The sequence below is a fragment of the Sphingomonas sp. genome, from assembly GCF_965200135.1.
In the GTDB taxonomy this organism is placed as follows: domain Bacteria; phylum Pseudomonadota; class Alphaproteobacteria; order Sphingomonadales; family Sphingomonadaceae; genus Sphingomonas.
Genome location: NZ_CBDATK010000007.1, coordinates 552,297 through 574,734 on the forward strand (window position 1 = coordinate 552,297; position 22,438 = coordinate 574,734).

Annotated in this window: 17 protein-coding genes; 7 read left to right on the forward strand and 10 right to left on the reverse strand. The window is 69.8% G+C overall.

Going from position 1 to position 22,438, the window contains the following annotated elements; genetic code table 11:
* Positions 1-50: 50 nt before the first annotated feature.
* Both ACOFKS_RS10940 and ACOFKS_RS10945 read left to right on the forward strand, forming a co-directional pair.
* Positions 51-1,439, forward strand: coding sequence for an exopolysaccharide biosynthesis polyprenyl glycosylphosphotransferase (locus ACOFKS_RS10940; protein ID WP_419809255.1), 1,389 nt, complete (start codon positions 51-53; stop codon positions 1,437-1,439).
* A 110-nt stretch (positions 1,440-1,549) separates the two neighbouring features.
* Entirely contained in the window at positions 1,550-2,449 is a 900-nt protein-coding gene (locus ACOFKS_RS10945; protein ID WP_419809256.1) for a PEPxxWA-CTERM sorting domain-containing protein, read from the forward strand.
* Positions 2,450-2,814: 365 nt separating this feature from the next.
* On the opposite strand, the gene ACOFKS_RS10950 is transcribed toward ACOFKS_RS10945, so the two are convergent.
* The 7 genes from ACOFKS_RS10950 to ACOFKS_RS10980 form a co-directional block, all read right to left on the reverse strand.
* Entirely contained in the window at positions 2,815-3,222 is a 408-nt protein-coding gene (locus ACOFKS_RS10950; RefSeq protein ID WP_419809257.1) for a retropepsin-like aspartic protease family protein, read from the reverse strand.
* Between the two features lie 149 nt (positions 3,223-3,371).
* On the reverse strand, positions 3,372-4,265 hold the full coding sequence (locus ACOFKS_RS10955) for a hypothetical protein (RefSeq protein ID WP_419809258.1): 894 nt from the start codon (positions 4,263-4,265) through the stop codon (positions 3,372-3,374).
* A 47-nt stretch (positions 4,266-4,312) separates the two neighbouring features.
* On the reverse strand, positions 4,313-5,254 hold the full coding sequence (gene rfbA / locus ACOFKS_RS10960) for a glucose-1-phosphate thymidylyltransferase RfbA (RefSeq protein ID WP_419809259.1): 942 nt from the start codon (positions 5,252-5,254) through the stop codon (positions 4,313-4,315).
* A complete protein-coding gene (gene rfbD, locus ACOFKS_RS10965) occupies positions 5,251-6,138 on the reverse strand; it encodes a dTDP-4-dehydrorhamnose reductase (protein ID WP_419809260.1) in 888 nt (295 codons plus the stop codon). Before rfbD ends, rfbA begins: the two co-directional genes overlap by 4 nt.
* Positions 6,135-7,184, reverse strand: coding sequence for a dTDP-glucose 4,6-dehydratase (gene rfbB, locus ACOFKS_RS10970; protein ID WP_419809261.1), 1,050 nt, complete (start codon positions 7,182-7,184; stop codon positions 6,135-6,137). Before rfbB ends, rfbD begins: the two co-directional genes overlap by 4 nt.
* A gap of 11 nt (positions 7,185-7,195) precedes the next feature.
* Positions 7,196-7,762, reverse strand: a complete 567-nt coding sequence (rfbC, locus tag ACOFKS_RS10975; RefSeq protein ID WP_419809262.1) for a dTDP-4-dehydrorhamnose 3,5-epimerase — start codon at positions 7,760-7,762, stop codon at positions 7,196-7,198.
* 228 nt (positions 7,763-7,990) lie between these two features.
* Positions 7,991-8,668 carry a glycosyltransferase family 2 protein gene (locus ACOFKS_RS10980; RefSeq protein WP_419809263.1) on the reverse strand — a complete coding sequence of 226 codons (678 nt, stop codon included), beginning with the start codon at positions 8,666-8,668 and terminating at the stop codon, positions 7,991-7,993.
* Between the two features lie 163 nt (positions 8,669-8,831).
* Between ACOFKS_RS10980 and ACOFKS_RS10985 the strand changes: the two genes are divergently transcribed.
* Together ACOFKS_RS10985 and ACOFKS_RS10990 are read left to right on the forward strand one after the other, a co-directional pair.
* On the forward strand, positions 8,832-10,574 hold the full coding sequence (locus ACOFKS_RS10985) for a type I secretion system permease/ATPase (protein ID WP_419809264.1): 1,743 nt from the start codon (positions 8,832-8,834) through the stop codon (positions 10,572-10,574).
* Positions 10,574-11,917, forward strand: coding sequence for an HlyD family type I secretion periplasmic adaptor subunit (locus tag ACOFKS_RS10990; RefSeq protein WP_419809265.1), 1,344 nt, complete (start codon positions 10,574-10,576; stop codon positions 11,915-11,917). The genes ACOFKS_RS10985 and ACOFKS_RS10990 overlap by 1 nt, the downstream gene beginning before the upstream one ends.
* A 32-nt stretch (positions 11,918-11,949) precedes the next feature.
* On the opposite strand, the gene nagA is transcribed toward ACOFKS_RS10990, so the two are convergent.
* Genes nagA through ACOFKS_RS11005 form a run of 3 tightly spaced genes read right to left on the reverse strand, consistent with a single transcriptional unit; the run spans position 11,950 to position 14,842 of the window.
* Complete coding sequence (gene nagA / locus ACOFKS_RS10995; RefSeq protein ID WP_419809266.1) at positions 11,950-13,083, reverse strand: N-acetylglucosamine-6-phosphate deacetylase; 1,134 nt, start codon at positions 13,081-13,083, stop codon at positions 11,950-11,952.
* Positions 13,083-14,105 (reverse strand): SIS domain-containing protein, encoded by a 1,023-nt coding sequence (locus ACOFKS_RS11000; RefSeq protein ID WP_419809267.1) that lies wholly within the window; start codon positions 14,103-14,105, stop codon positions 13,083-13,085. The genes nagA and ACOFKS_RS11000 overlap by 1 nt, the downstream gene beginning before the upstream one ends.
* Positions 14,102-14,842 carry a GntR family transcriptional regulator gene (locus tag ACOFKS_RS11005; RefSeq protein WP_419809268.1) on the reverse strand — a complete coding sequence of 247 codons (741 nt, stop codon included), beginning with the start codon at positions 14,840-14,842 and terminating at the stop codon, positions 14,102-14,104. The genes ACOFKS_RS11000 and ACOFKS_RS11005 overlap by 4 nt, the downstream gene beginning before the upstream one ends.
* Positions 14,843-15,027: 185 nt before the next feature.
* Here ACOFKS_RS11005 and ACOFKS_RS11010 point away from each other — a divergent pair, with 185 nt between their 5' ends.
* The 3 genes from ACOFKS_RS11010 to ptsP form a co-directional block, all read left to right on the forward strand.
* Positions 15,028-17,781, forward strand: a complete 2,754-nt coding sequence (locus ACOFKS_RS11010; RefSeq protein WP_419809269.1) for a TonB-dependent receptor — start codon at positions 15,028-15,030, stop codon at positions 17,779-17,781.
* A 41-nt stretch (positions 17,782-17,822) separates the two neighbouring features.
* Positions 17,823-20,042 carry a beta-N-acetylhexosaminidase gene (locus tag ACOFKS_RS11015; RefSeq protein WP_419809270.1) on the forward strand — a complete coding sequence of 740 codons (2,220 nt, stop codon included), beginning with the start codon at positions 17,823-17,825 and terminating at the stop codon, positions 20,040-20,042.
* Between the two features lie 14 nt (positions 20,043-20,056).
* Positions 20,057-22,438: phosphoenolpyruvate--protein phosphotransferase (gene ptsP / locus ACOFKS_RS11020; RefSeq protein ID WP_419809271.1), on the forward strand; the 2,382-nt coding region annotated here is incomplete at its 3' end.

Genomic DNA, 22,438 nt, shown 5'->3' on the forward strand with positions numbered 1-22,438 from the left:
CCTCGACGATCGGCGATATGGCGCAGCAACCTTTTAGGGCGGGTGGAGGCTTGAGCGAGATCGGCATCGAACATGGTCGGCGTGGTGCGGTCGCGCGTCCCCGGCTGGCGATGAACAAGCGTGACGTCCGCGTCCTGCTCTTCTTCGGTCTTATCATGTGCGACGTGGCCGCGATCCGCGCCGGCTTCTCGGTCGGGCTCAAGGTGCGCGGCTGGCACTGGCTTGCCCCCAACGGGGTCGAGCTGGGATGGCTGATCCTCCCGCTGTACATCCTGCTGACGCTAAGAAACGGTGCCATCTCCAGCGAAGCCCTGCGCCGTCGTTCCGAATCCATCCGCCGCTCGGTATCCGCATTCATCGTCGCGACCGGCGCGACCATGACGCTGGTATTCTTCCAATATGCCGGCGAGCTGGTCTCACGCGTCGCTTTCGGCGTGTCGATCGTGAGCGCGATCGGATTCATCATCCTGTTCCGACTGATCTTCTCCATCTGCTTCATCGCCCCGATCCGCGGCGGCCTGATGAGCGAATTGCTGATCGTCGACGGCGTGCCGCCGCGCGCCGGCGCCTTTCACGTCTTCGATGCGGAAAAGGCGCATTTCGTCCCCGATCTCAACGATCCGCAGATGCTGTCGAACCTGGCGGTGCTGGTCGAACCCTATGATCGGGTCGTCGTGACCAGCGTCGAGTCGCGGCGGCACAGCTGGGCCATGCTGCTGAAGGCATACAACGTCACGGGCGAGATCGTCCTCGATCAGGGCAGTCCGCTCGGCGCGATCGACGTCTCACGCTACCACGGCAGCGATACCGTGGTGGTGTCGGGCGGCCAGCTCTCGCTCGTCGACCAGATCAAGAAGCGGACGATGGATCTCGCGGTCGCGACGGTCGCGCTGATATTGGCGGCGCCGGTCCTGTTGCTGACCGCCGCCGCGATCAAGCTCGACAGCACGGGGCCGATATTCTTCGCTCAGGTGCGTCTCGGGCGCGGCAACAAACAGTTCAAGATCCTGAAATTCCGGTCGATGAAGGTGCAGGCGACCGACCCGACCGGCGCGCGCTCGACGTCTCGCGACGACGACCGTATCACCCGCGTGGGCCGCTTCATCCGGGCCACGAGCCTTGATGAGCTGCCGCAGCTGTTCAACGTGCTGAAGGGCGACATGAGCATCGTAGGTCCGCGCCCGCACGCCCTGGGATCGCTGGCCGGGGACAAACTGTTCTGGGAGGTCAGTCAGAAATACTGGCTCCGGCACAAGCTCAAACCCGGCATCACCGGCTTGGCGCAGGTGCGCGGCTTTCGCGGTGCCACCCACGAGCAGTCGGACCTGGAACATCGCCTGCAGGCCGATCTCGAATATATCGAGGGCTGGCAGCTGTGGCGGGACATCATCATCATCTTCAATACGTTGCGGGTGATCGTCCATCCCAAAGCATATTGAGCTGGCCGCATTCCTGAACGTCGCCGCGACCTGTCCCACCGTGGCACCGGCGCTGTCAGGCTTGTCGGAAGCCATAGCTATTCGTCGCGACATGCGATAGGCCGTGCTGAATGAGCGACGCCGAAAATATTGCCGCCCGAGAGATGCGGAATCAGCGGCTGCAGATGACGCTGCTGGCGACGATAGCGGGCGTGGCCAGCCTGCTCACTCATAACGAGCGGGTGCTGTTTCCCGCCGGTCAACCGGGTACAGGCTTCGTCGCCTTGGCACAGGCGCCGGTCCCGCCGGCGTCGGTCGGGGTCGTTTCGGCCGGGACCGGAGCGGGCGGTGGACGATACCTTCCCCTTGGCGGCGGCGTTCGGCGTATCCCCACAGTCAATTATGCGGGGCAGCAGCCGGCCGGGCCCGCCGGTCTCCTGCCGGGTGCGCCTGTCGCCGTCGCGGGTCCGGTGCCGTTCGTCGGGGGGGTAGCGCCCGGTGTCCCTGCCGCGCCCTTCGCGTTTGGCGGCGGCGGCAACGGCGCTGGCGGTGGTGGCGGCTTCAACACGCCCGGACCCTTGGTGGGCGGCGGCGGGTTGGGCGGCATCCCCGGTGGTGGAGGCGGCGGCGGTGGCGGTGGCGGTACACCGATCGGCGAGGCGCCGGTCGTGACGCCTACCCCGGTCCCCACGCCCGCTCCGACCGGTACGCCGACGCCGACGCCGACGGCAAGCTCCACGCCGACTCCGGTGCCGAGCGCGACCCCGATTCCGCAGCCCAGCGCGACGCCGACACCCACGGTGCCGATCGTGGAGCCGAGCCCGACGCCGACTGCGGTGCCGACGGCGACCCCGACACCCGAGCCCAGCCCGACGGTCGTGCCACCGCCGGTCAACCCGCCCCCGGTCGACAACCCGGTGCCGGGTGTCCCGGAGCCCGCAACATGGGCCTTGATGCTGCTCGGCTTCGGCGCAATCGGTGCCGGCCTGCGTCGGCGCCGTCCATCGGGGTCGATCGCAACGGATCTTTAGGGCGGCCTGCTCGCCTTACCCTTTCGTTCAGCCGGGCTCGCGATGCGACAGCCTGAACTCCCGTCCCGCTTTACCCTCGCGACACGCTGCACCGGGGACTAGGCGGCGACGGCCCACATGATAGCAGCTATGGGCGAACGGCCGGCTCTCACTCGTAAGGGAGCGGTTCACGCACTGCTGAAGCGGCGAGATTGCGGCTCGGGACGAGACGTCCGGCGCTGCATGGCGGCAACGACCCGACCTGGCTGTGAGCAGCCGCTCCGGCCGTGATACCATCGCTTGGCGGGTTTCACTTGCGTCGAGCGACCTTGAGGGCTCGCATCGCTATAGGCTTGGCACGAGCACCGGGCGGCGATCCGGCATTGTCAGTGCTTTAGGCTGCCGATCTCCAGGCGGTCATGGTCGATCGTGATCCGCCCGAGCCGAGAAAGCGCGTCCTGACCGAGCAGCGAATGCGCCAGCCCTGCCGGCGCGATCGCGACGCGGAGTGTGGGCAAATGCCGACCGGCCACGACCAAGCCGCTCAGCTCCACCCGCCGCATCGTCGCGATGCCGTTGGCGGTGAGCAGCTCGATCTCCTCGCCGCCCCGCGTGCCGACGCCGAGTGCCTGAGCGTCGGCGGCGGTCAGGATCGTGCCGGTCGCACCGGTGTCGACCACCAGCTCGATCGACTGTCCGGCCCGCGTCGCGCCGAGCCGAAACAGCCCATCCGTCGCCTTGACCGCCAAATAGGCCGACGAGGCAACCGGTTCCGCCGGGACCGGTGCTCGCATCGGGGCGGGGACCACGGGCGTGGCGATCAGCGCAGCGGCAATCAGAGGGACGACATATCGCGGCATCGGCAAGTTCTTGCCGGAGTTGCCGTAAAGGCCGGTCTGCCATGCCTGGTTAACGCGGCGCTCACCGCGTTACCCGGAGGGCACTACGACGTGACGGGATCGGCCGTCATCGCGAGCAGGCGTCGATCGCGGCGCCGCGACAGCAGCCAGGCGATCGCCGCCATCAGCGCGACGATCGCGATCTGCACCGCGAGCACCCAACTGCGCCAGCTGACCTGATCCTCGTCCCGCATCAACATATAGCCATCTTCGGCCACCGGCGTGCCGACCTGGGCATACAGGTTGCGAAGCTCGCGCGGCGTGCCCTTGTGCACCAGCACGCCCGAAGTGATCGGAGCGAAGCCGCCCTCGGGACGGAGCAGCACGGTCGTGACGAGCTGCGTCGCACCTGCCCGATCGCCTATGAGCTGCACGGGTGCGACGTAGGTAGAACGCCAAGCGAAGACGACGTTTTCGGTCAGCCGCGCGACGCGGCCGACCCGGTAGCGGCCCTCCAGATGCGCCGGCCCTTCGGTCAGCGTCGCCCCGGCCTTGATCGCGGTGGGAATGCCGTCGCCCGTGGGCAGGTAGACGGTCGAGATCGCGACAGCGACCGCCAGCACCGCCGCGGCGATCGCGATCGCGCCGGCGAACAGCCGGGCCCGGACGGTGCCGGCGCGGGCGCGGGTCACCATGGCCGCCGCCGGATCCAGCCCCGCATCGACCAGCCGCTCGCGTTGAGCATGCGCGGCCCGACGCGCACGGCGCCACAGGATGATCGCCACCGGGATGGTGATGAGCCCGACCAGTAGCGCCAGCGTCAGCGTCGGGCGGTACAGGCCGAACCGGTCGAACTGCCACTCGCCGAGATCCTCGATCAACGAGCTGTAATGCGCTGCCCACCACAGGAACAGGCACGCCGCCGCGAGCACCCAGGCCGTCGCCAGCCGACGGGGACGCGTCCATCTGTCGCGCACTATAGCAACCGGCTCACCCATGACCTTGCACCTTCAGCGTACCCCGTTCGCCCTTTGCGGGCCGAAGATCAGCTTAGCGCGTCACTTTCGCGCCTGTCGAGCGGCCCGCTTCGCCGATCGCCCGATCGGCGCGTGATTCGCGGACCGGTCTCCACCGCCTCGATGATCGCCCGGCCATAGGCGGTCTTGGCGAGTGCCCGTCCCTGCTCGAGCGCCTGATCGGCGGTGATCCAGCCCTGCTGGAACGCGATCTCCTCCAGACAGGCGATCTGGATGCCTTGGCGGTGCTGGATGCTGCGGACGAACTCGGACGCCTCCAGCAGCGAATCGTGGGTGCCGGTGTCGAGCCAGGCGTAGCCGCGACCCATCTGTTCGACGTGAAGTTCACCCAACTCCATGTAGATGCGGTTGAGGTCGGTGATCTCCAGCTCGCCGCGTGGCGAGGGCTTGAGCGCCCGCGCGAACTCGACGACGCGCTCGTCGTAGAAGTACAGGCCGGTGACCGCGTAGTTGGACTTCGGCACGGCGGGCTTCTCTTCGAGCGACAGCGCCCGGCCGTCGGCGCCCAGCTCGACGACGCCGTACCGCTCGGGGTCCTCGACGCGGTAGGCGAACACCGTCGCCCCGTGCGTGCGCGCGACCGCCGAGCGGAGCAGGTCGGTCAGGTGCGCGCCGAAATAGATGTTGTCCCCCAACACCAGCGCCCCACGCTCACCGTTGAGGAACGGCGCGCCGATCGTGAACGCCTGCGCCAGCCCCTCAGGCCGGGGCTGTTCCGCATACTCTATCGACAGACCCAGCGCTGAGCCGTCGCCGAACAGGCGGCGGTAGTTGCCGATATACTCGGGTGAGGAAATGATGAGGATCTCGCGGATGTCGGCGAGCATCAGCACCGACAGCGGATAATAGATCATCGGCTTGTCGTAGACGGGCAGCAGCTGCTTGTTCACCGCCAGCGTCGCCGGATGGAGCCGGCTACCAGAGCCGCCGGCGAGGATGATGCCCTTCATTTTATCGGTCCGATCAGTTCGTCGAGGATGTCGCCCAGTGCGTCCTGCCACGGGCGCGGCGCGATGCCGTAAGCTTGGCCGATGGCGGCAAGATCGAGCAGCGAATTGGCGGGGCGCCGCGCGCGGGTCGGGTAATCGGCAGTGGCGATACCCTCCACGCGCGCGGTCGGGCCGCCCCGTGCGGCCGACTGGCGGAATAGCTCGGTCGCGAACGCCGCCCAATCGGTCGCGCCCGCATTGGCCAAGTGAAAGGTGCCGGTTGGCGCGGCCGCGTCTTCGGCCAGCCGCACCGCGATCGTGGCGAGCGCGGCGGCGAGATCGGCGGCGGCGGTCGGGCTGCCGCGCTGATCGGCGACGACGCGCAACGCCGGGCGATCGGCGGCGAGGCGCAGCATCGTCCGGACGAAGTTCGCACCGCCCGCACTCACCACCCACGCCGTGCGGACGATCGCGTGGCGGGCGCCGCTGGTGCGGACCGCCAGTTCGCCGCCTAGTTTGGACGCACCATAGACGCCCAGCGGGCCGACCGGGTCGTCGACCTGCCACGCCCCCTGCTTGTCGCCGGCGAAGACATAATCGGTCGAGACGTGGACCAGCGGGATGCCCGCGGCGGCGCACGCCTGCCCCAACGCGGCGGGGGCGAGTGCGTTGACGGTCCAGGCGGCGACCTGATCGTCCTCCGCCTTGTCGACGGCAGTGTAGGCGGCGGCGTTGATGACGGCGGCCCAGGGGCGCTCGGCAACGATGGCGGCGATCGCGGCGGGCTCACACAGGTCGAGCGCGGCGCGGTCGAAGCCGACCAGTTCCCACCCCTCCGGCCAGGTATGCGCGCCGAGCGCCGTCCCGAGCTGCCCGCCCGCGCCGGTGACGAGCACCTGCCTCATGCGATCCCGCGCCGCTCCGCCGCCTTGGCCGCGACCAGCGGACGCCACCACGCCTCGTTGTCCAGATACCAGCGAACGGTCTTTTCCATCCCGGTCTCGAACGTCTCCGCCGGGGTCCAGCCGAGCTCGTCTCCGATCCGCGTTGCGTCGATCGCATAGCGCTTGTCGTGGCCGGGCCGGTCGGCGACCGAGGTGATCTGCTCGGCATAGGGCTGACCGTCGGCACGCGGCCGCAGCCGGTCGAGGATGGCGCAGACGGTGCGGACCACCTCGATGTTTCGTTTTTCGTTGTGGCCACCGACATTGTAGGTCCGGCCGACCGCGCCACGCTCGAACACCGCCTGCAACGCGCGGACATGATCCTCGACGAACAGCCAGTCGCGCACCTGATCGCCCGCGCCGTAGACGGGCAGCGGCTCGCCCGCGAGCGCCTTGACGATCATCAGCGGGATCAGCTTTTCGGGGAAGTGATACGGCCCGTAATTGTTCGAGCAGTTGGTGATGAGCACGGGCAGGCCATAGGTGTGCCCCCAGGCCGAGACGAGATGGTCGGAGCCCGCCTTCGACGCCGAATAGGGCGAGCGCGGGTCGTACGGCGTATCCTCGGTGAACAGCCCGGTGTCGCCGAGCGATCCGTAAACCTCGTCGGTCGAGATGTGATGGAAACGGAACGCCGCCTTCGCATCGTCGGCGAGGCCCTGCCAGTAACCGCGCACCTCCGACAGCATCACGAAGGTGCCGACGACGTTGGTCTGGACGAAGGCGCCCGGGCCGTCGATCGACCGATCGACATGGCTCTCGGCGGCGAGATGCGTGACGACCTGCGGCCGGAAGTCCGCAAGCGCGGCGCGGACCGCCCCGGCGTCGCAGATATCGCCCTGAACGAAGCGATAGCGGTCGCTCCCGGCGACGGGCGCGACGGCGCTGAGCGTGCCGGCATAGGTCAGCTTGTCGAAATTGAGCACCTCGTGATCGGTTTGCTCGATCAGATGGCGGACCAGCGCCGAGCCGATGAAGCCGGCACCGCCGGTGACGAGAATACGCATCGATCGGTCCTTCAGGTCAACGGCGCGAGCGGATCGCCGTCATAGGCGAACGGGCTGTCGAACGTGGCGAGCGGGGGCAGTACCATGTCCTTCGCACTGAGTTCGGGCATCGTGCCGGACGGCAGCGGCCAAGCGACGCCGATGTCCGGATCGTCCCACTGGATGCCGCCGTCGCTGGCGGGCGCATACAACGCCGAACATTTATAGATCACTTCGCAATCGGGTTCGAGCGTCAGGAACCCGTGCGCGAAGCCGGCAGGGACGAACATCTGGTCGCCGTTCTCCGCCGACAGCTCCGCGCCGACCGACTTGCCCCAGGTCGGGGATCCGCGCCGAACATCGACCGCGACGTCCCAGATGCGGCCGCGCACGCAGCGCACCAGCTTGGCCTGCGCGTCCGGCGGCGTCTGGAAATGCAGGCCGCGCAGCGTGAACGGCGCGGCGGACCACGAGTGGTTGTCCTGGATAAAGGTGGTGTCGATCCCGGCCGCGGCGAAGGTCGCGCGATTGTAGGTCTCGGTAAACCAGCCGCGCGAGTCGCCGTGACGCTTGGGCCTGATGAGCTGGACGGTCGGCATCGGTGCTTTCTTTTCCGTCCGTCGACCGGACCAGCGGCGCTTACCGGATCGGAGAGGCTTTAGGCAATCACCGCGCTCCGGCCCAATTTTTACCCATTCGGCTAAAATACCACTGTCCTACAAACCGTAACCGCGCATAGGCGGGCGTCCTTTCCCACGGCGACTCGCCTCCACCGAAAGGACGATCCCCCATGCCTGCCGACAACTTCGCCAATTTCACCCCCTCGCTCAACCCAATGCCCGCGCGCGCAGGCATAAATCTGCGTCCTCGCCGTACATGAAATAGCGCAGGTCGAACCCGCCCAGCCGCCGCCACAGCGCGGTCGAGATCATCAGGAAGCAGCCGACGACGATGTCGACCTCGCGCACCGAATCGCGCCGCCAGCCGCCGATGCCTTCGTAGTTGAACAGGCCGGAGTTCGGAAAGCGTCGCGACAGGCCGGTGATCTGCGTCAGCAGGCTCCACACCCCGATCCGCCGCCAGCACGATGCCGGATTGAGCGATCCGTCGGGAAAGACGGTGCGCCCGCCGACGATTCCGGCGCGCGGATGCGCCTTGGCAAAGGCGAGGAGGTTGTCGATCGCGTCCGGATGCGTCTCGGTGTCGGGATTGAGCAGCAGCAGCCAGGGCGTCTGCGCGGCGGCGGCGACCTGATTGTTGGCGCGGGCGAAGCCCAGATTCTCGGCGCTGGCGATGCACTCGACCTGCGGGAAACGCGCGCGCACCGCCTCGGCCGAGCCGTCCGCCGAGGCGTTGTCCAGCACCACGACCCGCATCTGCGTCCGGTGCGTATTGGCGAACAGCGTGTCGAGGCAGGCGAGCGTCAGCGCGCGCGTGTTGTAGCTGACGACGATCACCGTCAGCTCCGGCGCCGCGCCCGTATCGACCTGATCTACCCCCGTCATCGCGGGGCCGCTACAGATGCGACCGCCGCGGCACAAGCGCCGCTATCCTAACCCATTGTTAAGCCGCTTGCATCATCCCTGCCGAGTAAGGTTAATGAGCGCTCTCCGAATACTCTCCCGATCAGTGGCGGGAGCGATCGGCCGGCAAGGAACGGGGTTCATCGTGGCAAACGGCATGGAACGGCGCAATGCGCTGCGTCAGGCGCTGGAGCGTTATCGCGCCGCGTTCTGGACCGTCGCGGCGCTCAGCGCGGTGCTCAACGTGCTGCTGCTCGCCGGCTCGCTCTACATGATGATGGTCTACGACTCGGTGCTGCCGAGTCACAGCCTGCCGACCTTGTTCAGCCTGCTGGCGATGCTGGCGGGCGTCTATGTCTTTCAGGCCGCGTTCGACATCATGCGCGGCCGCATCCTGAACGACGTCGGCAGCGCGCTGGATCGCGAGATGGCACCCCGAGTTCAGCAGGCGATCTCCGATCTGTCGAGGAGCGGCGCCGCAAGCGGCGGCGACGGGCTGAGCCCGATGCGCGATCTCGATCAGGTGCGCGGCTTCTTGGCGAGCACGGGGCCTGGGACGCTGATCGACCTGCCCTGGATCGTCTTTTTCCTGGTCATCCTGTCGCTGCTCCATATCTGGCTGGGCGTCGCGACGCTGGTCGGCGCGCTGGTGATGGTCGGGCTGACGATTCTCACCGATCGGGCGACCCGCGAGCCGACGCAGCGGCTGGCGCAGATCACCGGCTATCGCTCGGGGCTGGCGGAGAGCAACCTGCGCCATACCGAGGTGCTGACCGCGCTGGGGATGCAGGGTCGGATGCGCGACCGCTGGCTGCGCGTCAACGACGTCTACCTCGCCGCCCAGAATCAGCTCGCGCGCAGCGTCGGGACGCTGGGCGGCAGCAGTCGTATATTCCGCATGTTTCTGCAGTCGGGCATCCTGACCGTCGGCGCGCTGCTGGTCATTTCCGGCAAGGCGAGCGGCGGCGTGATCTTCGCCTCCTCGATCCTCGCGGGCCGGGCGCTGGCACCGATCGATACCGCCATCGCCAACTGGCGCGGGTTCGCCGGCGCCCGCGCGGGCTGGCGGCGCCTCAACGACCTGTTCGACCGGGTGCCGGCCGCCACCGACGTGATGGTCGAGCTGCCGCTCCCCAAGGCAGAGGTCGCGGTACAAGGCCTGGTCGTGGCCCCGCCGAGCACGCAGCGCGTCACCGTCCAGGGCGCCGAGTTCCGCTTGGCCGCGGGTGAGGCGCTCGCCATCATCGGGCCGTCCGCGGCCGGCAAGACCAGCCTGGCGCGCGCGCTGATCGGCTCCTGGCCGGCGGTGCGCGGCACCGTCCGGTTCGACGGCGCCACCCCCGACCAGTGGGATCGCGAACGGCTGGGCGCGGCGCTGGGTTACCTGCCCCAGACCGTCGAGCTGCTCGACGGATCGGTGGCGGAGAACATCGCCCGCTTCGTTCCCGACGCGCCGTCCGACACGGTGATCGCCGCCGCCCGCGCGGCCGGGGTGCATGAGATGATCGTGGCGCTGCCGCAAGGCTACGACACGCCCGTTGGCGCCGACGGGCAGCAGCTGTCCGCCGGGCAGCGTCAGCGGGTCGGCCTCGCCCGCGCGCTTTATGGCGACCCCTTCCTGGTGCTGCTCGACGAGCCCAATTCCAACCTCGACGCGGCCGGCGAAGAGGCGCTGGAAGGCGCGATCGGCGGCGTCCGCGAGCGCGGCGGCATCGCCGTGGTGATCGCGCACCGGCCCTCCGCCCTGGCACGCGTCAGCCACGTCCTCTTCATGCGCGACGGTCGGCAGGAGGCGTTCGGCCCGCGCGACGAGGTGCTGGCCAAGATCGTCAACAAGCCCGTCACGATCGATGCGGCCCGGCGCCGCTCCGCCGGAGGACAGAATTGATGGCCAGCGCCCTTCCCGCCCGGTTCGCCTCGCCCGAGTGGCACACCGAGGTCGACGATCCCGAAGCGCGGATGCGCCGCACCGCGCGCGTCGCGGCGATGGCGCTGGCAGGGCTGATCGTCGGCTTCATCCTGTTCGCCGTGCTCGTGCCGATCGGCGGCGCGGTGGTCGGCGGGGGCCAGATCGGCGTCGCCTCGCGCGTCAAGCGCATCGCGCATCCGACCGGCGGCATCATCCGCCGCATCCGCGTCCAGAACGGCGACCACGTCAACAAGGGCGACGTCCTGATCGAATTGGACGACGACGTCTCCGGCGCGCAGTCGGCGCTCTCCTCATTAACGGTCGATCAGCTGACCGCGCAGCAGGCACGACTGGAGGCCGAGCGCGTCGGTGCGCCCGACGTCACCTTCCCCGCCGCGCTGCGGTCGCGCACCGATGCCGCCGCGGTCAAGGCGATGGAGGACGAGCGGCGGCTGTTCGGCGTCCGTCGCGGCGAGCAGGGCAACATGCGCGCGCAGCTCGCCGCCCGCGTCGTCCAGTACCGTCGCCAGATCGGCGGCTTCGAGGCGCAGATCGTCGCGCTCAAGCGCCAGACCGCGCTCATCGAGCCGGAACGGCAGAGCATGAAGGAGTTGTGGGAGCGCAAGCTCGTCACGCTGAGCCGGGTCAACCAGATCGAGCGCACCAGCGCCGACCTGGACGGCTCGATCGCCTCGCTCCAGGCGCAGATCGCGCAGACCCAGGCGCGGATCACCGAGACCAACGAACAGCTGCTGCAGCTGGGCGAGACCCGCCGCGCCGATGCCGGCAGCCAGCTGGCGACGCTCAACGGCACCTTGAACCAGGAACAGATCCGCAGCGTCGGCGCCACCGACCAGCACGAGCGCAACGTCATCCGCGCGCCCTATTCGGGCGTCGTCGACAAGCTCGCCTTCGCGTCGAACGGCGACGTCGTAAAGCCGGCGGAACCGATCATGGAGATCGTGCCGGACCGCGACCGGCTACTCGTCGAGGCGATGATCTCACCGGGCGACATCGATCAGGTGACGACCGGTCAGCAGGCGCGCATCCGCTTCACCGCGTTCAACTCGACCGCGACGCCCGAGATCGCCGGCCGCGTGACGGTAGTGGCCGCCGAGCGGACCAACGATCCCGATACGCGCCAGAGCTTCTACTCGGTCCGGGTCGAGGTCGACCAGCGCGACCTCGCGCGCTGGCCCGAGCTGAAGCTGCGGCCGGGAATGCCGGCGGAAATCTTCATCCAGACCGGCAGCCGCTCGATGCTGAGCTACCTCACCAAGCCGCTACGCGACCAGTTCGCCCGCGCCTTCCGGGACAATTAGGCAAGCGAGCGCCAAGGCAAGTCAGCCGACGATCAACTCGCGACACCGGCGATCCATCGCTGCCGGATCGACCAATCACGGTCAATCGCCAGCATCGAGGCGACGCGGCCGGCGGCGATGCGGCCGACCTGCCCGCTCAGCCGCAGGAAGTCGGCCGGGTTGGCCGACGCCATCGCGAGCGCCGTCTCGGCCGACACGCCGAGCAGTCGCTGCGCGTTGACCACGGCGGCGAGCATGTCGAGGTCCGCGCCCGCCAGCGTGCCCTCCCCGTCGACGAGGCGCCCGCCTTCCGCGCTGATCTCGCGCCCGTTCAACATGAAGCTCCGCGCCGCGCCGCCGGTGGTCGGCATCGCATCGCTGACGAGCATGAACTTGGCCGAGGGCTTGCACCGCAGCGCGAGCCCCAGCGTGACCGGGCTGACGTGGATGCCGTCGACGATCAGCGCACACCAGACGTCGTCGTGCGCCAGCGCCGCGCCGACCGCGCCCGGTTCGCGGTTGCCGAGCGGCGACATCGCGTTGAACAGGTGGGTCGCGCCGGTGACGCCCGCCGCCATCGCTTCGGCGATCTCCGCATACGTGCCGGCGGTGTGGCCGGCGGACACGATCACGCCGCTCCCCGCCAGCCGGCGGATCGCGTCGGGACCGACCATTTCGGGCGCCAGCGTCACCAGCGTCCGGCCATGCCGGAGCGACGTGAGGACGGCGATGTCGGCGTCGTCGATCGGGCGGATCTTGTCGGCGGCGTGGATGCCCTTGCGCGCGACGTTGATGAACGGTCCCTCGACATGGATCCCGAGCACGCCCGGCACCCCCGCCTCGATCGCGGCGTCGACCGCGGCGATGCCCTCGCGGATCACGTCGAGGTCGTCGGAGATCAGCGTCGGCAGGAAGCCGGTCGTGCCGAACCGCGCGTGCGCCGCGCCGATGCGGCGGATCGTCGCGACCGTCGGCGCATCGTTGAACAGCGCGTCGCCGCCGCCGTTGACCTGTGTGTCGACGAAGCCGGGTACGAGCATCGCATCGTCCAGATCGATGCGCTCGGCGTCGGCAGGGACGCCGGCGCACGGCACGACGGCGGCGATTCGAGCGCCCTCGACGAGCACGGCGGCGTCCGGCGCGAATGAGCCGTCGATCAGGACGCGGGCATTGACGAGGGCCAGCATCAGACGGTCTCGGTCACCTTGTTGAGATGCGGCGGCCGATCCGGATCGAGCCCACGCCGGTGCGCGAGTGCGTCCGCCGCGCGATAGAATGCCTGGATCGCAGCGATCGGCGCCAGTATCGGTTCCGCCGACGGCACGAAAAGATGGTCGGCACCGGGCAGCGGCCGGTCGCCCGCAACCAGCACGCGCGCGCCGTTCGCCAGCGCGTCGGCGACCAGCGCGTCGATGCCGGCGGCCGATGCGTCGTCCTGACGAAACACCAGCAGCGGCAGCTCGGGGCCGACCAGCGCCATCGGTCCATGGCGGACCTCGGCGGCGCTGAACGCCTCCGCGTGCAACCCGCAGGTCTCCTTAAGCTTGAGCGCCGCCTCCTGCGCGATACCGAAGCCGGGGCCGCGCCCGATCACGTACAGCCCGCGCGCGTCGGCGAGCGCGTCGACCAACGGTGTCCAGTCGCTCGTCCAGGCGCGGCCGAGCAGGTCCGGCAGACCGTCGAGATCGGCGGAAAGGCGCGAATCCTGCGTCCAGGCCGCGACCAACGCGGCGGCGGCAGCGAGCAGCGCGATGAACGACTTGGTCGCGGCGACGCTGGTCTCCGCTCCGGCGTGGAGCGGCAGCGTCGTGTCGGCGAGGGCGGCGAGCGGCGAGTCGGCGACGTTGACCAGCGCCAGCGTGCGCGCGCCGGCCGCCTTCGCCGACGTCATCGTCGCGAGCAGGTCGGGGCTCTTGCCCGATTGCGACAGGCCGATCGCGAGCGCGCCCACCATCGCCGGGGCGGCGTGGTAAACCGAGGACACCGATGGCGAAGCGGAGGTGACCAGCACGCCCGCGCGCGTCTCGACCAGATGCTTGAGATAGGTCGCGGCGTGATCCGAACTGCCCCGCGCGCAGGTCGCGACAACATGTGGCGGATCGGCGCGCAGCTTAGCGGCGAACGCATCGGTCGCCGCGCGGTTCGCGGCAAGCTGGCGCGCGACGACACTCGCCGCCGCCGCCGCCTCGAGGAACATCCGGCTCGTCATCGCGTGCTCAGCTCGGCGACGAAGTCATAGGCGTCGCCGCGATACCAGCTCTGCGTCGCCTCGATCGCGCGGCCGTCCTCCAGAAAGCCGCGACGTTCGATATACAAGCCCGGCGCGCCCTTTTCGATCCCGAGCAGCTTGGCCTGATCGGTCGTGAACAACACCGCGCGGAGCCGCTGCAACGCACGAACGGGGCGGTTGTCGGTCGCCTCGAGCGCCGCATAGAGCGACTCGCCGACCGACCCGGCACCGGCCAGCGCGAAACCGGGAATGGCGCTGTGCTCGATCGCCATCGGCAGGTCGTCGGCGAAACGGATACGGCGGAAGCGATAGACCGCCGCGCCGGGGCTGAGTCCCAGCATCAGCGACTCGTCGGGCGTCACGGTGCCCTCCCCGCGCAACAGCCACTCGGTACGCACCGTCCGTCCCCGCGCGGCCATGTCTTCGGTGAACGAGGACAGTTTGGCGAACTGCTTCTCGACGCGCCCCGCGACGAAGGTCCCGGCACCGTGGCGACGAATGAGCAGCCCCTCGGCGACCAGCGTGTCCAGTGCCTTGCGAACGGTGATGCGCGATACGGCGAAGTCGGTGGCGAGGTCGCGTTCGGCGGGCAGCGCCTCCGCCGGCTTGACGACACCGCGCTCGATCGCATCGCGCAAGCCACGGGCGAGCCGCTCGTACAACGAGCCGCGCGCCTGGCCGTCGAGCGGGCCGATCTGGGCTGCGAGTTCGGTCATCCATCCCCCTTCCGCATCAACATAACCAGTCAAATACCACTTGCAACAACTAACCATCCCGAACCGTCACCCAGCCGCAACAAACCCGCTTGACGCAGCCGGTTTGCTGGCGGATGGTATGCCTATTGGTCCGCTACTGGTACGCACATCAAGTCGGCCGGCGGAATTGAACAGGGGGAAGGGACATGATCAAGCGTTTCGTTCTGGCGAGCTCCGTCAGCCTTGCCGCGCTCCTCGCCGCCACGGCGGCGCAGGCGCAGGATTCGTCGCCGACCAACTCCTCTCCCTCCGGCGCAGTCCAGCCCGCGCCGAGCGACAATGCCGGGTCGCAGGACCCTGCCGCCACCGACGACGTCGTGGTCACCGGCATCCGCGCCGCACAGCGCGCCTCGATCGACGCCAAGCGGCAGTCGAGCGTGATCGCCGACATCATCTCGGCGGAGGATATCGGCAAGTTCCCCGACAAGAACGTCGCCGAGGCGCTGCAGCGCGTGCCCGGCATCGTCATCAACCGCGAGTTCGGCGAGGGCGAGCGCGTCAGCCTCCGCGGCACCGCGCCCAACCTGACCCGCACGCTGGTCAACGGCCACAACATCGCCACCGCCGACTGGTTCATCCTGGAGCAGCTGTCGGCGACGCGCTCGTTCAACTATCTGACGCTGCCGGCCGAGATCGTCGGGCAGCTGGAGGTCTACAAGTCGAGCCAGGCGGACGTCGAGGAGGGCGGCATCGGCGGCACGATCAACGTGCACACCCGTCACCCGCTCGATCTGCCGCGCTGGTCGCTGAACGCGTCGGCGCAGGGCGTCTATTCGGAGCGTTCCGACCGCTTCGACCCGCAGGGGTCGGGGCTGCTGAGCTGGAAGAACGACGCCGGCACGTTCGGCGTGCTGATCGGCGGCGTCTATCAGCGTCGCAACATCCGCCGCGACGGCGTCGAGGTGCTGGGGTATCAGACCGCGACGTCGACCACCGGGCAGACGGCGCAGGTGCCGTCGCTGATCGGGTCCGCGCTGTTCCAGCAGGAGCGCGAGCGCTACGGCGGCAATCTGGAGCTACAGTTCAAGACGGACAATCTGGAGGTCGTCGCGACCGGGCTGTACGCGCGGTTCAACGCCGACAACATCAATCAGAACTACCTCGCCTGGACGTCGAACGCGCTGGGCGGCGGCGGCACGCTGTCGAATGCGACGGTGCAGGACGGCACGTTCGTGCGCGGCACCGTCACGTCGTCGGGCGGCGGCACCACGGGTCGCGCGGTAGTCTATGACGCCATCGACCGGCAGGCGTTCGCGGAGACCTATTCGGGCGACCTCGACGTCAGCTACCGCTTCGACGGCGGCGGCGTGCTGCACCTCAAGGGCGGCTATACCCGCGCCCGCGGCGTCACCGACAACCAGCCCTTCTACGAGGGCGGCGCGCCGGGCGGCTTCACCTTCGACCTGACCGGCCGCGTGCCGCAGGTGAGCTTCACCGGCATCAATCCGACCAACCCGAACAGCCTCGTCTTCGACTTCGCGTCGCTCCACAAGGTCGGCAATACCGACGAGGAGCGTTATGGCTATATCGATTTTGAGCAGCCGCTGGGCGGGCCGCTGGCGTCGATCAAGGTCGGTGCCAAATACACCGATCACGATCGCAACGCGTATTTCCAGGCGACCACCTATGGCGCGTTCTACCTCAATCTGGTGGGGCCGACCGGATGCGGCAACCGTGCCTGCACCTCGGCCGATTTTGCAGGCGGATCGCTCCCGAGCGATTACCTGAACAACATCGCCGAGCCGGGGACGCTCACCAATTATTTCAACGTCGATCGCGCCAAGCTGGAGCAGATCCTGTTCAGCCAGCCGGCGAGCGCGCGGGCGCGCGTGCTCAACCCGCCGGAGAACTACTCGATCAACGAGAAGACCTATGGCGGCTACATCATGGCCACGGTCGGCGAGGCGAACGTCACGCCTTACCATGCCAATATCGGCCTGCGCGTGGTTCGCACGGAACAGCGGTCGACGGGCAACCAGATCGGTGTCCCGGCGTCGACACCGGGCGCGGTCACGGACAATCCGTTCGGCGTCTATGCGCCGCTGACCAGCAAGCGCACCTACACCGACATCCTGCCCGCCATCAACGTGTGGTTCGACCTGACGCAGCAGGTCGTGCTGCGCTTCGGTGCGGGGCGGACGATCGCGCGGCCCGACTATACCGACATCGTGCCGCGCGTCAGCCTGAACCCCGGCTCGCTGACCGGTGACGGCGGCGATCCCAGCGTCAACCGCTATGAATCCGACGACATCAACACCAGCCTGGAATGGTATCCCGACCGCCAGACGATCATCGCGGGCGCGGTCTATTACAAGAACATCGCCAGCTATATCGTCAACCGGACGGTGCAGCAGGTCTATCCGGTCCAGACCTCCACCCCCAACCTGTCGCGCTGCACGCAGGCGGCGGGCTTCACCACGGCCAACCCGCTCTACAACTGCCTGTTCGACATCAACCGCCGGTCGAACGGCTCCGGCGGTCATAATTTCGGCGTCGAGCTGCAGCTGTCGCGCAAGCTGTTCGGGCCGTTCGGGGCGATCCTGAACTACACCTATTCCGACGCCGCGTCGGATGCGGGCGATCCGATCCCGGGTAATTCGAAGCACTCGCTCAACGCGACCGCCTATTTCGAGAACGACTGGCTGTCGCTGCGGACGTCGTACAATTATCGCTCCGCGTTCTTCATCAACATCGACCGCGCATCGCCGCTGAACCAGGACGAGACCGAGTCGCTCGACTTCTCGGGCAGCCTGGCGGTGACGCCGAACATCTCGCTGACCGCGGACGCGGTGAACCTGACCAACAACAAGATCCACCAATATGCGGGCACCGAGACGCGCTTCCGGGCGCTCTACGACAATGGCCGCATCTTCTACGCGGGCGTGCGGGTGAGGTTCTGACGGGGCTGGCGCGAGCGGCGTCGGGGCGGCAGACAGGCGCGATGCGCCGGTTGCCGCTCCTCGTCGCCTCCCTGCTGATCGGCACGCCGACGATGGCGGCGGTGCCGGCGCTGCTGCCGACGCCGGCGTCGATCAGCGAGACGGGTGCGGGGTTCGTGCTGGCGGCGGGCACGCCGGTGGTGGCGAGCGATGCGGGCGAGCGCAACGCCGCCGCGCGGCTGGCCGAACTGATGCGGAGCCGGGGCGTGGCGGTGTCGGTCGCGCACGCCGTGCCGCGCGGAGCCGCCGTGCGCTTCGTGCGTGCGCGGGGAATGGCGGCGGAGAGCTATCGGCTCGTTACCTCGGCGCAGGGAGCGACGATCACGGCGAGCGACGATGCGGGCCTGTTGTACGGCGCGGTGACGCTGTGGCAGCTCGCGGGCGGGGGCAACGTCGTGCCCGGCGTGACGATAGAGGATCGGCCACGGTTCGCGTGGCGGGGCCTATCGCTGGACAGCGCGCGCCACTTCCAGTCGCCTGCCTATGTCCGGCACCTGCTCGACTGGATGTATGCCAACAAGCTCAACCGGCTGCACTGGCATCTCGTCGACGACCAGGGCTGGCGACTGCCGATCCCGGGCTGGCCGAAGCTGACCGACGTGTCGGCGTCGCGTCGTCCCGCCACCGCGCCCGGCGCGCCGCCGCTGCCGCCGGTCGCCGGCTTCTACACGGCGGCGCAGATCCGCGAGATCGTCTCCTATGCCGGCGCGCGTGGCATCACCGTGGTGCCGGAGATCGAGATGCCCGGCCACGCGCTGGCGGCGATCCGCGCCTATCCGGCGCTGGGTATGGGTGTGGCGCTGCCACCCGGTACGGAGAGCGACTGGGGCGTGTTCCCATGGCTCTACAACACCGACGAGGCGACGTTCCGCTTTCTGGAAAACGTGCTGGCGGAAACGATGCGGCTGTTCCCGTCACGCTGGGTCCATCTCGGCGGCGACGAGGCCACCAAGGAACAATGGCGCGCCAGCCCGGCGATTCAGGCGCAGATCAAGCGTCTCGGGCTGAAGGACGAGAACGCGCTGCAGGGTTGGTTCATGGCGCGGCTGGGACGCTATGTGGCGGCGCACGGGCGACGGATGATCGGCTGGGACGAGATCCTCGACGCCGACGTGCCGCCCGACGCGACGATCACCTCGTGGCGCGGCGTCGAGGGCGCGCAGACGGCGGCGCGGCGCGGGCACGACGCGATCCTGAGCCCGGCGCCGGTGCTGTATCTCGACAACCGGCAGGGCACCGGGCCGGAGGAGCCGCCGGGGCGCGGCAATCTCGTGACGCTGGCCGACGTGCTGGCGTTCGAGCCGGTGCCGGCGGGGCTGTCGCCGACCGAGCAGCGCCACATCCTGGGGTTGCAGGGCAATCTGTGGACCGAGCATGTCCGCACGGAGGCGCGCGCGGCGTGGATGACCTTTCCACGCGCGGCGGCGGTGGCGGAGATCGGCTGGGCACCGGCCGCGACGCGCGATCTGTCCGTTTTCGCCCGCGCGCTGGTGCCGCAGCTCGACCGGCTGCGGCCGCTCGGGCTGACCGCGGCGGACAGCGCCTGGGCGGTGACGGCGCGGCTGGTGCCGGCCGCGACCGGCGTCGTCGCGACGCTGAGCGGCCAGTCGGGGCTGCCGATCCGCTACACGATCGACGGCAGCGCGCCGACGTCGGCGAGCGCGCGTTACACCCTGCCGCTGACCGTCACGGCGGGGCAGCGGCTGCGCGCCGCGACGTTCCTCGACGGCCAAGCGCTGGTGGGGAGTTACGACCGGGTGCTCGACCGCGCGGCGGCGCTGACGCGAACCAGCCGCGAGCTGACGCCGTGCACCAGCGCCGTGCTGCTCGACCTGGAGGACGACTGGCCGGCGACCGGCGAGCGCGCGCATTTCCTGATCGACATCTTCGGGCCATGCTGGCGCTGGGACGCGGCCCCCGAGGCGCGGCGCATCGCGATCCGGGTCGGGCAGGTGCCGTTCAACTTTCAGGTCGGCCCCGACCGCGACAAGGTCCGCTTCCGCCCCCCTGCGACGGCGGCGGGCGAGTTCGAGGTGCGCGCCGGGTGTGAAGGGCCGGTCGTGGCGACGCTGCCGCTCGCGCCCGCCGCCGGCAATCCCGGCGTGACGCGGCTGGAGGCGGCGCTGCCCCCCTCCCTGCCGTCACGCGACCTGTGCATCACCTACACCGCGCGCGGCGTCGATCCGTTGTGGGCGATCGACCGTGTCGAGCTGCTGCCGTGAACGAGACGCGGCTCTTGGCACCGATCGCCGGCTGGCTCAGCACGCTCGACGAGGTCGCCGACCCGGTGTTCGGCGAGCGGATGATGGGCGACGGGTTCGCGATCGACCCGATTGCGGGCGAGCTGCGCGCGCCCGTCGACGCGATCGTCGCGCACGTCGCGGCGACCGCCCACGCGGTGACGCTGCGGCTGGGCGACGGGACCGAGCTGTTGCTCCATGTCGGGCTCGACACGGTCGCGCTCGGCGGGGCCGGGTTCGACGCGGCCGTGCGCGAAGGCCAGGCGGTGCGCGCGGGCGAGCTGCTGTTGTCGGTCGATCTCGACGCGGTCGGGCGGGCGGCGAAGGATCTGGTGACGCCGGTGGTGGCGCCGGGCGACGGCGTGACGGTACGGATCGACCGGCCGGGGCGGCTGGTCGCGGTGGGCGAGCCGGTGGCGTGGGTAAGCGGGTCCTCATCGACGCGGGCGAGCGCGTCCGGGCCGGCGGCGACGCGGCGGATCGTCGTCGCGGCGCCCGATGGGCTGCACGCGCGACCGGCGGCGCGGGTGGTGGCGTTGCTCAGGCCGTTCGCCGCGACGGTGACGGTCCACCGGGGTGAGCGGAGCGCCGATGCGCGCAGTACCGTGGCGCTGCTGGCGCTCGGCGCGGCGCTGGGCGATGCGCTGGAGGCGCGGGCGCAGGGACCGGACGCCGAGGCCGCGCTGGATGCGCTGGAGCGATTCGCCGGCGAGCGGTTCGGTGACTCGGTCCGGACCGAAATCGTGGCGGTGACGCGTGGTCCGGGCGGCGTGTGCGCCTCGCCGGGGCTGGCGATCGGGCGCGTCATGCAGTTACGGCCGGGCGAGGTCGCGGTGGCAGCGGACGGCGCGGGCGTGGCGCACGAGACGGCGGCGCTCGACGCCGCGTTGCGGGCGGTCGGAGCGGCGCTGGGGAGAGGCGATCTTGCCGACGCCCACCGCGCGATGCTCGACGATCCGGCGCTCCGGGCAAGCGCGCAAGCGGCGATCGTCGACGGCCGCAGCGCCGGTGCGGGCTGGCGGGCGGCGTTGCGCGAGGCTAGTGCCGCGCTGGAGGCGACCGGCGACGCGCGGCTGGCGGAGCGGGTCGCCGACTTGCGCGATCTGGAGGGGCAGGTGCTGCTGGCGCTGACCGGTGCGGCCCCGACGATGCCGGTGCTGCCGCCCGACACGATCCTGATCGCCGACGACCTGCTGCCGTCGCAGTTCCTCCTGCTCGACCCAGAGCGGCTGGCGGGCATTTGCACCGCCGCCGGCGGGCCGACCGCGCATGTCGCGATTCTGGCGGCGGCGGCGGGGGTGCCGATGATCGTCGCGGCCGGGCGGGGGGTGCTCGACCTCGTCGACGGCACCACCGCGATCCTCGACGCCGACGCGGTGCTGCTCCATGCCGATCCCGACGCGGCGGCGCTGGCGGAGGCGAGCGCGCGCATCGCCGGGCGGCGTACCGCGCGGGCGGCGGCGCTGCGCGATGCGGCGACGCCCGCGGCCACCGCCGACGGGCGGCGGATCGAGGTGTTCGCCAATCTCGGCTCGGTCGAGGACGCCGCCGCCGCCGTGCGCGCCGGGGCGGAAGGGTGCGGGCTGCTCCGCACCGAGTTCCTGTTCCTCGATCGCGACACCGCGCCCGACGAGGCGGAGCAGCGCGCGCTCTATGGCCGCATCGCCGCGACGCTGGGCGATCGGCCGCTGATCTTCCGCACGCTCGACATCGGCGGCGACAAGCCGGTGCCCTATCTGCCGCAACCGGCGGAGGCGAATCCGGCGCTGGGACGGCGCGGCATCCGCCTGTCGCTGGCGCGGCCGGATCTGCTTTCGACGCAGCTACGTGCGATCGTCGCGGCGGTGCCGGGGGCGCAGTGCCGGATCATGCTGCCGATGGTCGCCGACGTGGCCGAGCTGCTCGCGGCACGCACCGCCCTCGATGCGGCGATGGCGGCGGTCGGGCGGACCGAGCCGGTGGCGCTCGGCGTGATGATCGAGACGCCGGCGGCGGCGCTGATCGCCGAGCGACTGGCCGAACACGTCGACTTCCTGTCGGTCGGCACCAACGACCTGACGCAATACACGCTCGCCGCCGATCGCGGCAACGCGGGCGTCTCGGCGATGCTCGATGCGTTCCACCCCGCCGTGCTGCGCCTGATCCGCCTCGCCGCCGAGGGCGCGGCGCGGCATAGGCGGTGGCTGGGGGTGTGCGGCGGTCTCGCGTCCGACCCGCGCGCGACGGCGCTGCTGATCGGGCTCGGCGTCACCGAACTCTCCGCCGTCCCCGCCGCGGTGCCGGCGGTCAAGGCGGCGGTGCGCGCGACGACGCTGGCGGGTGCGGCGACGCTGGCCGAGCGCGCGCTCGCGGTCGGCTCGGGTGCCGCGGTGCGCGCG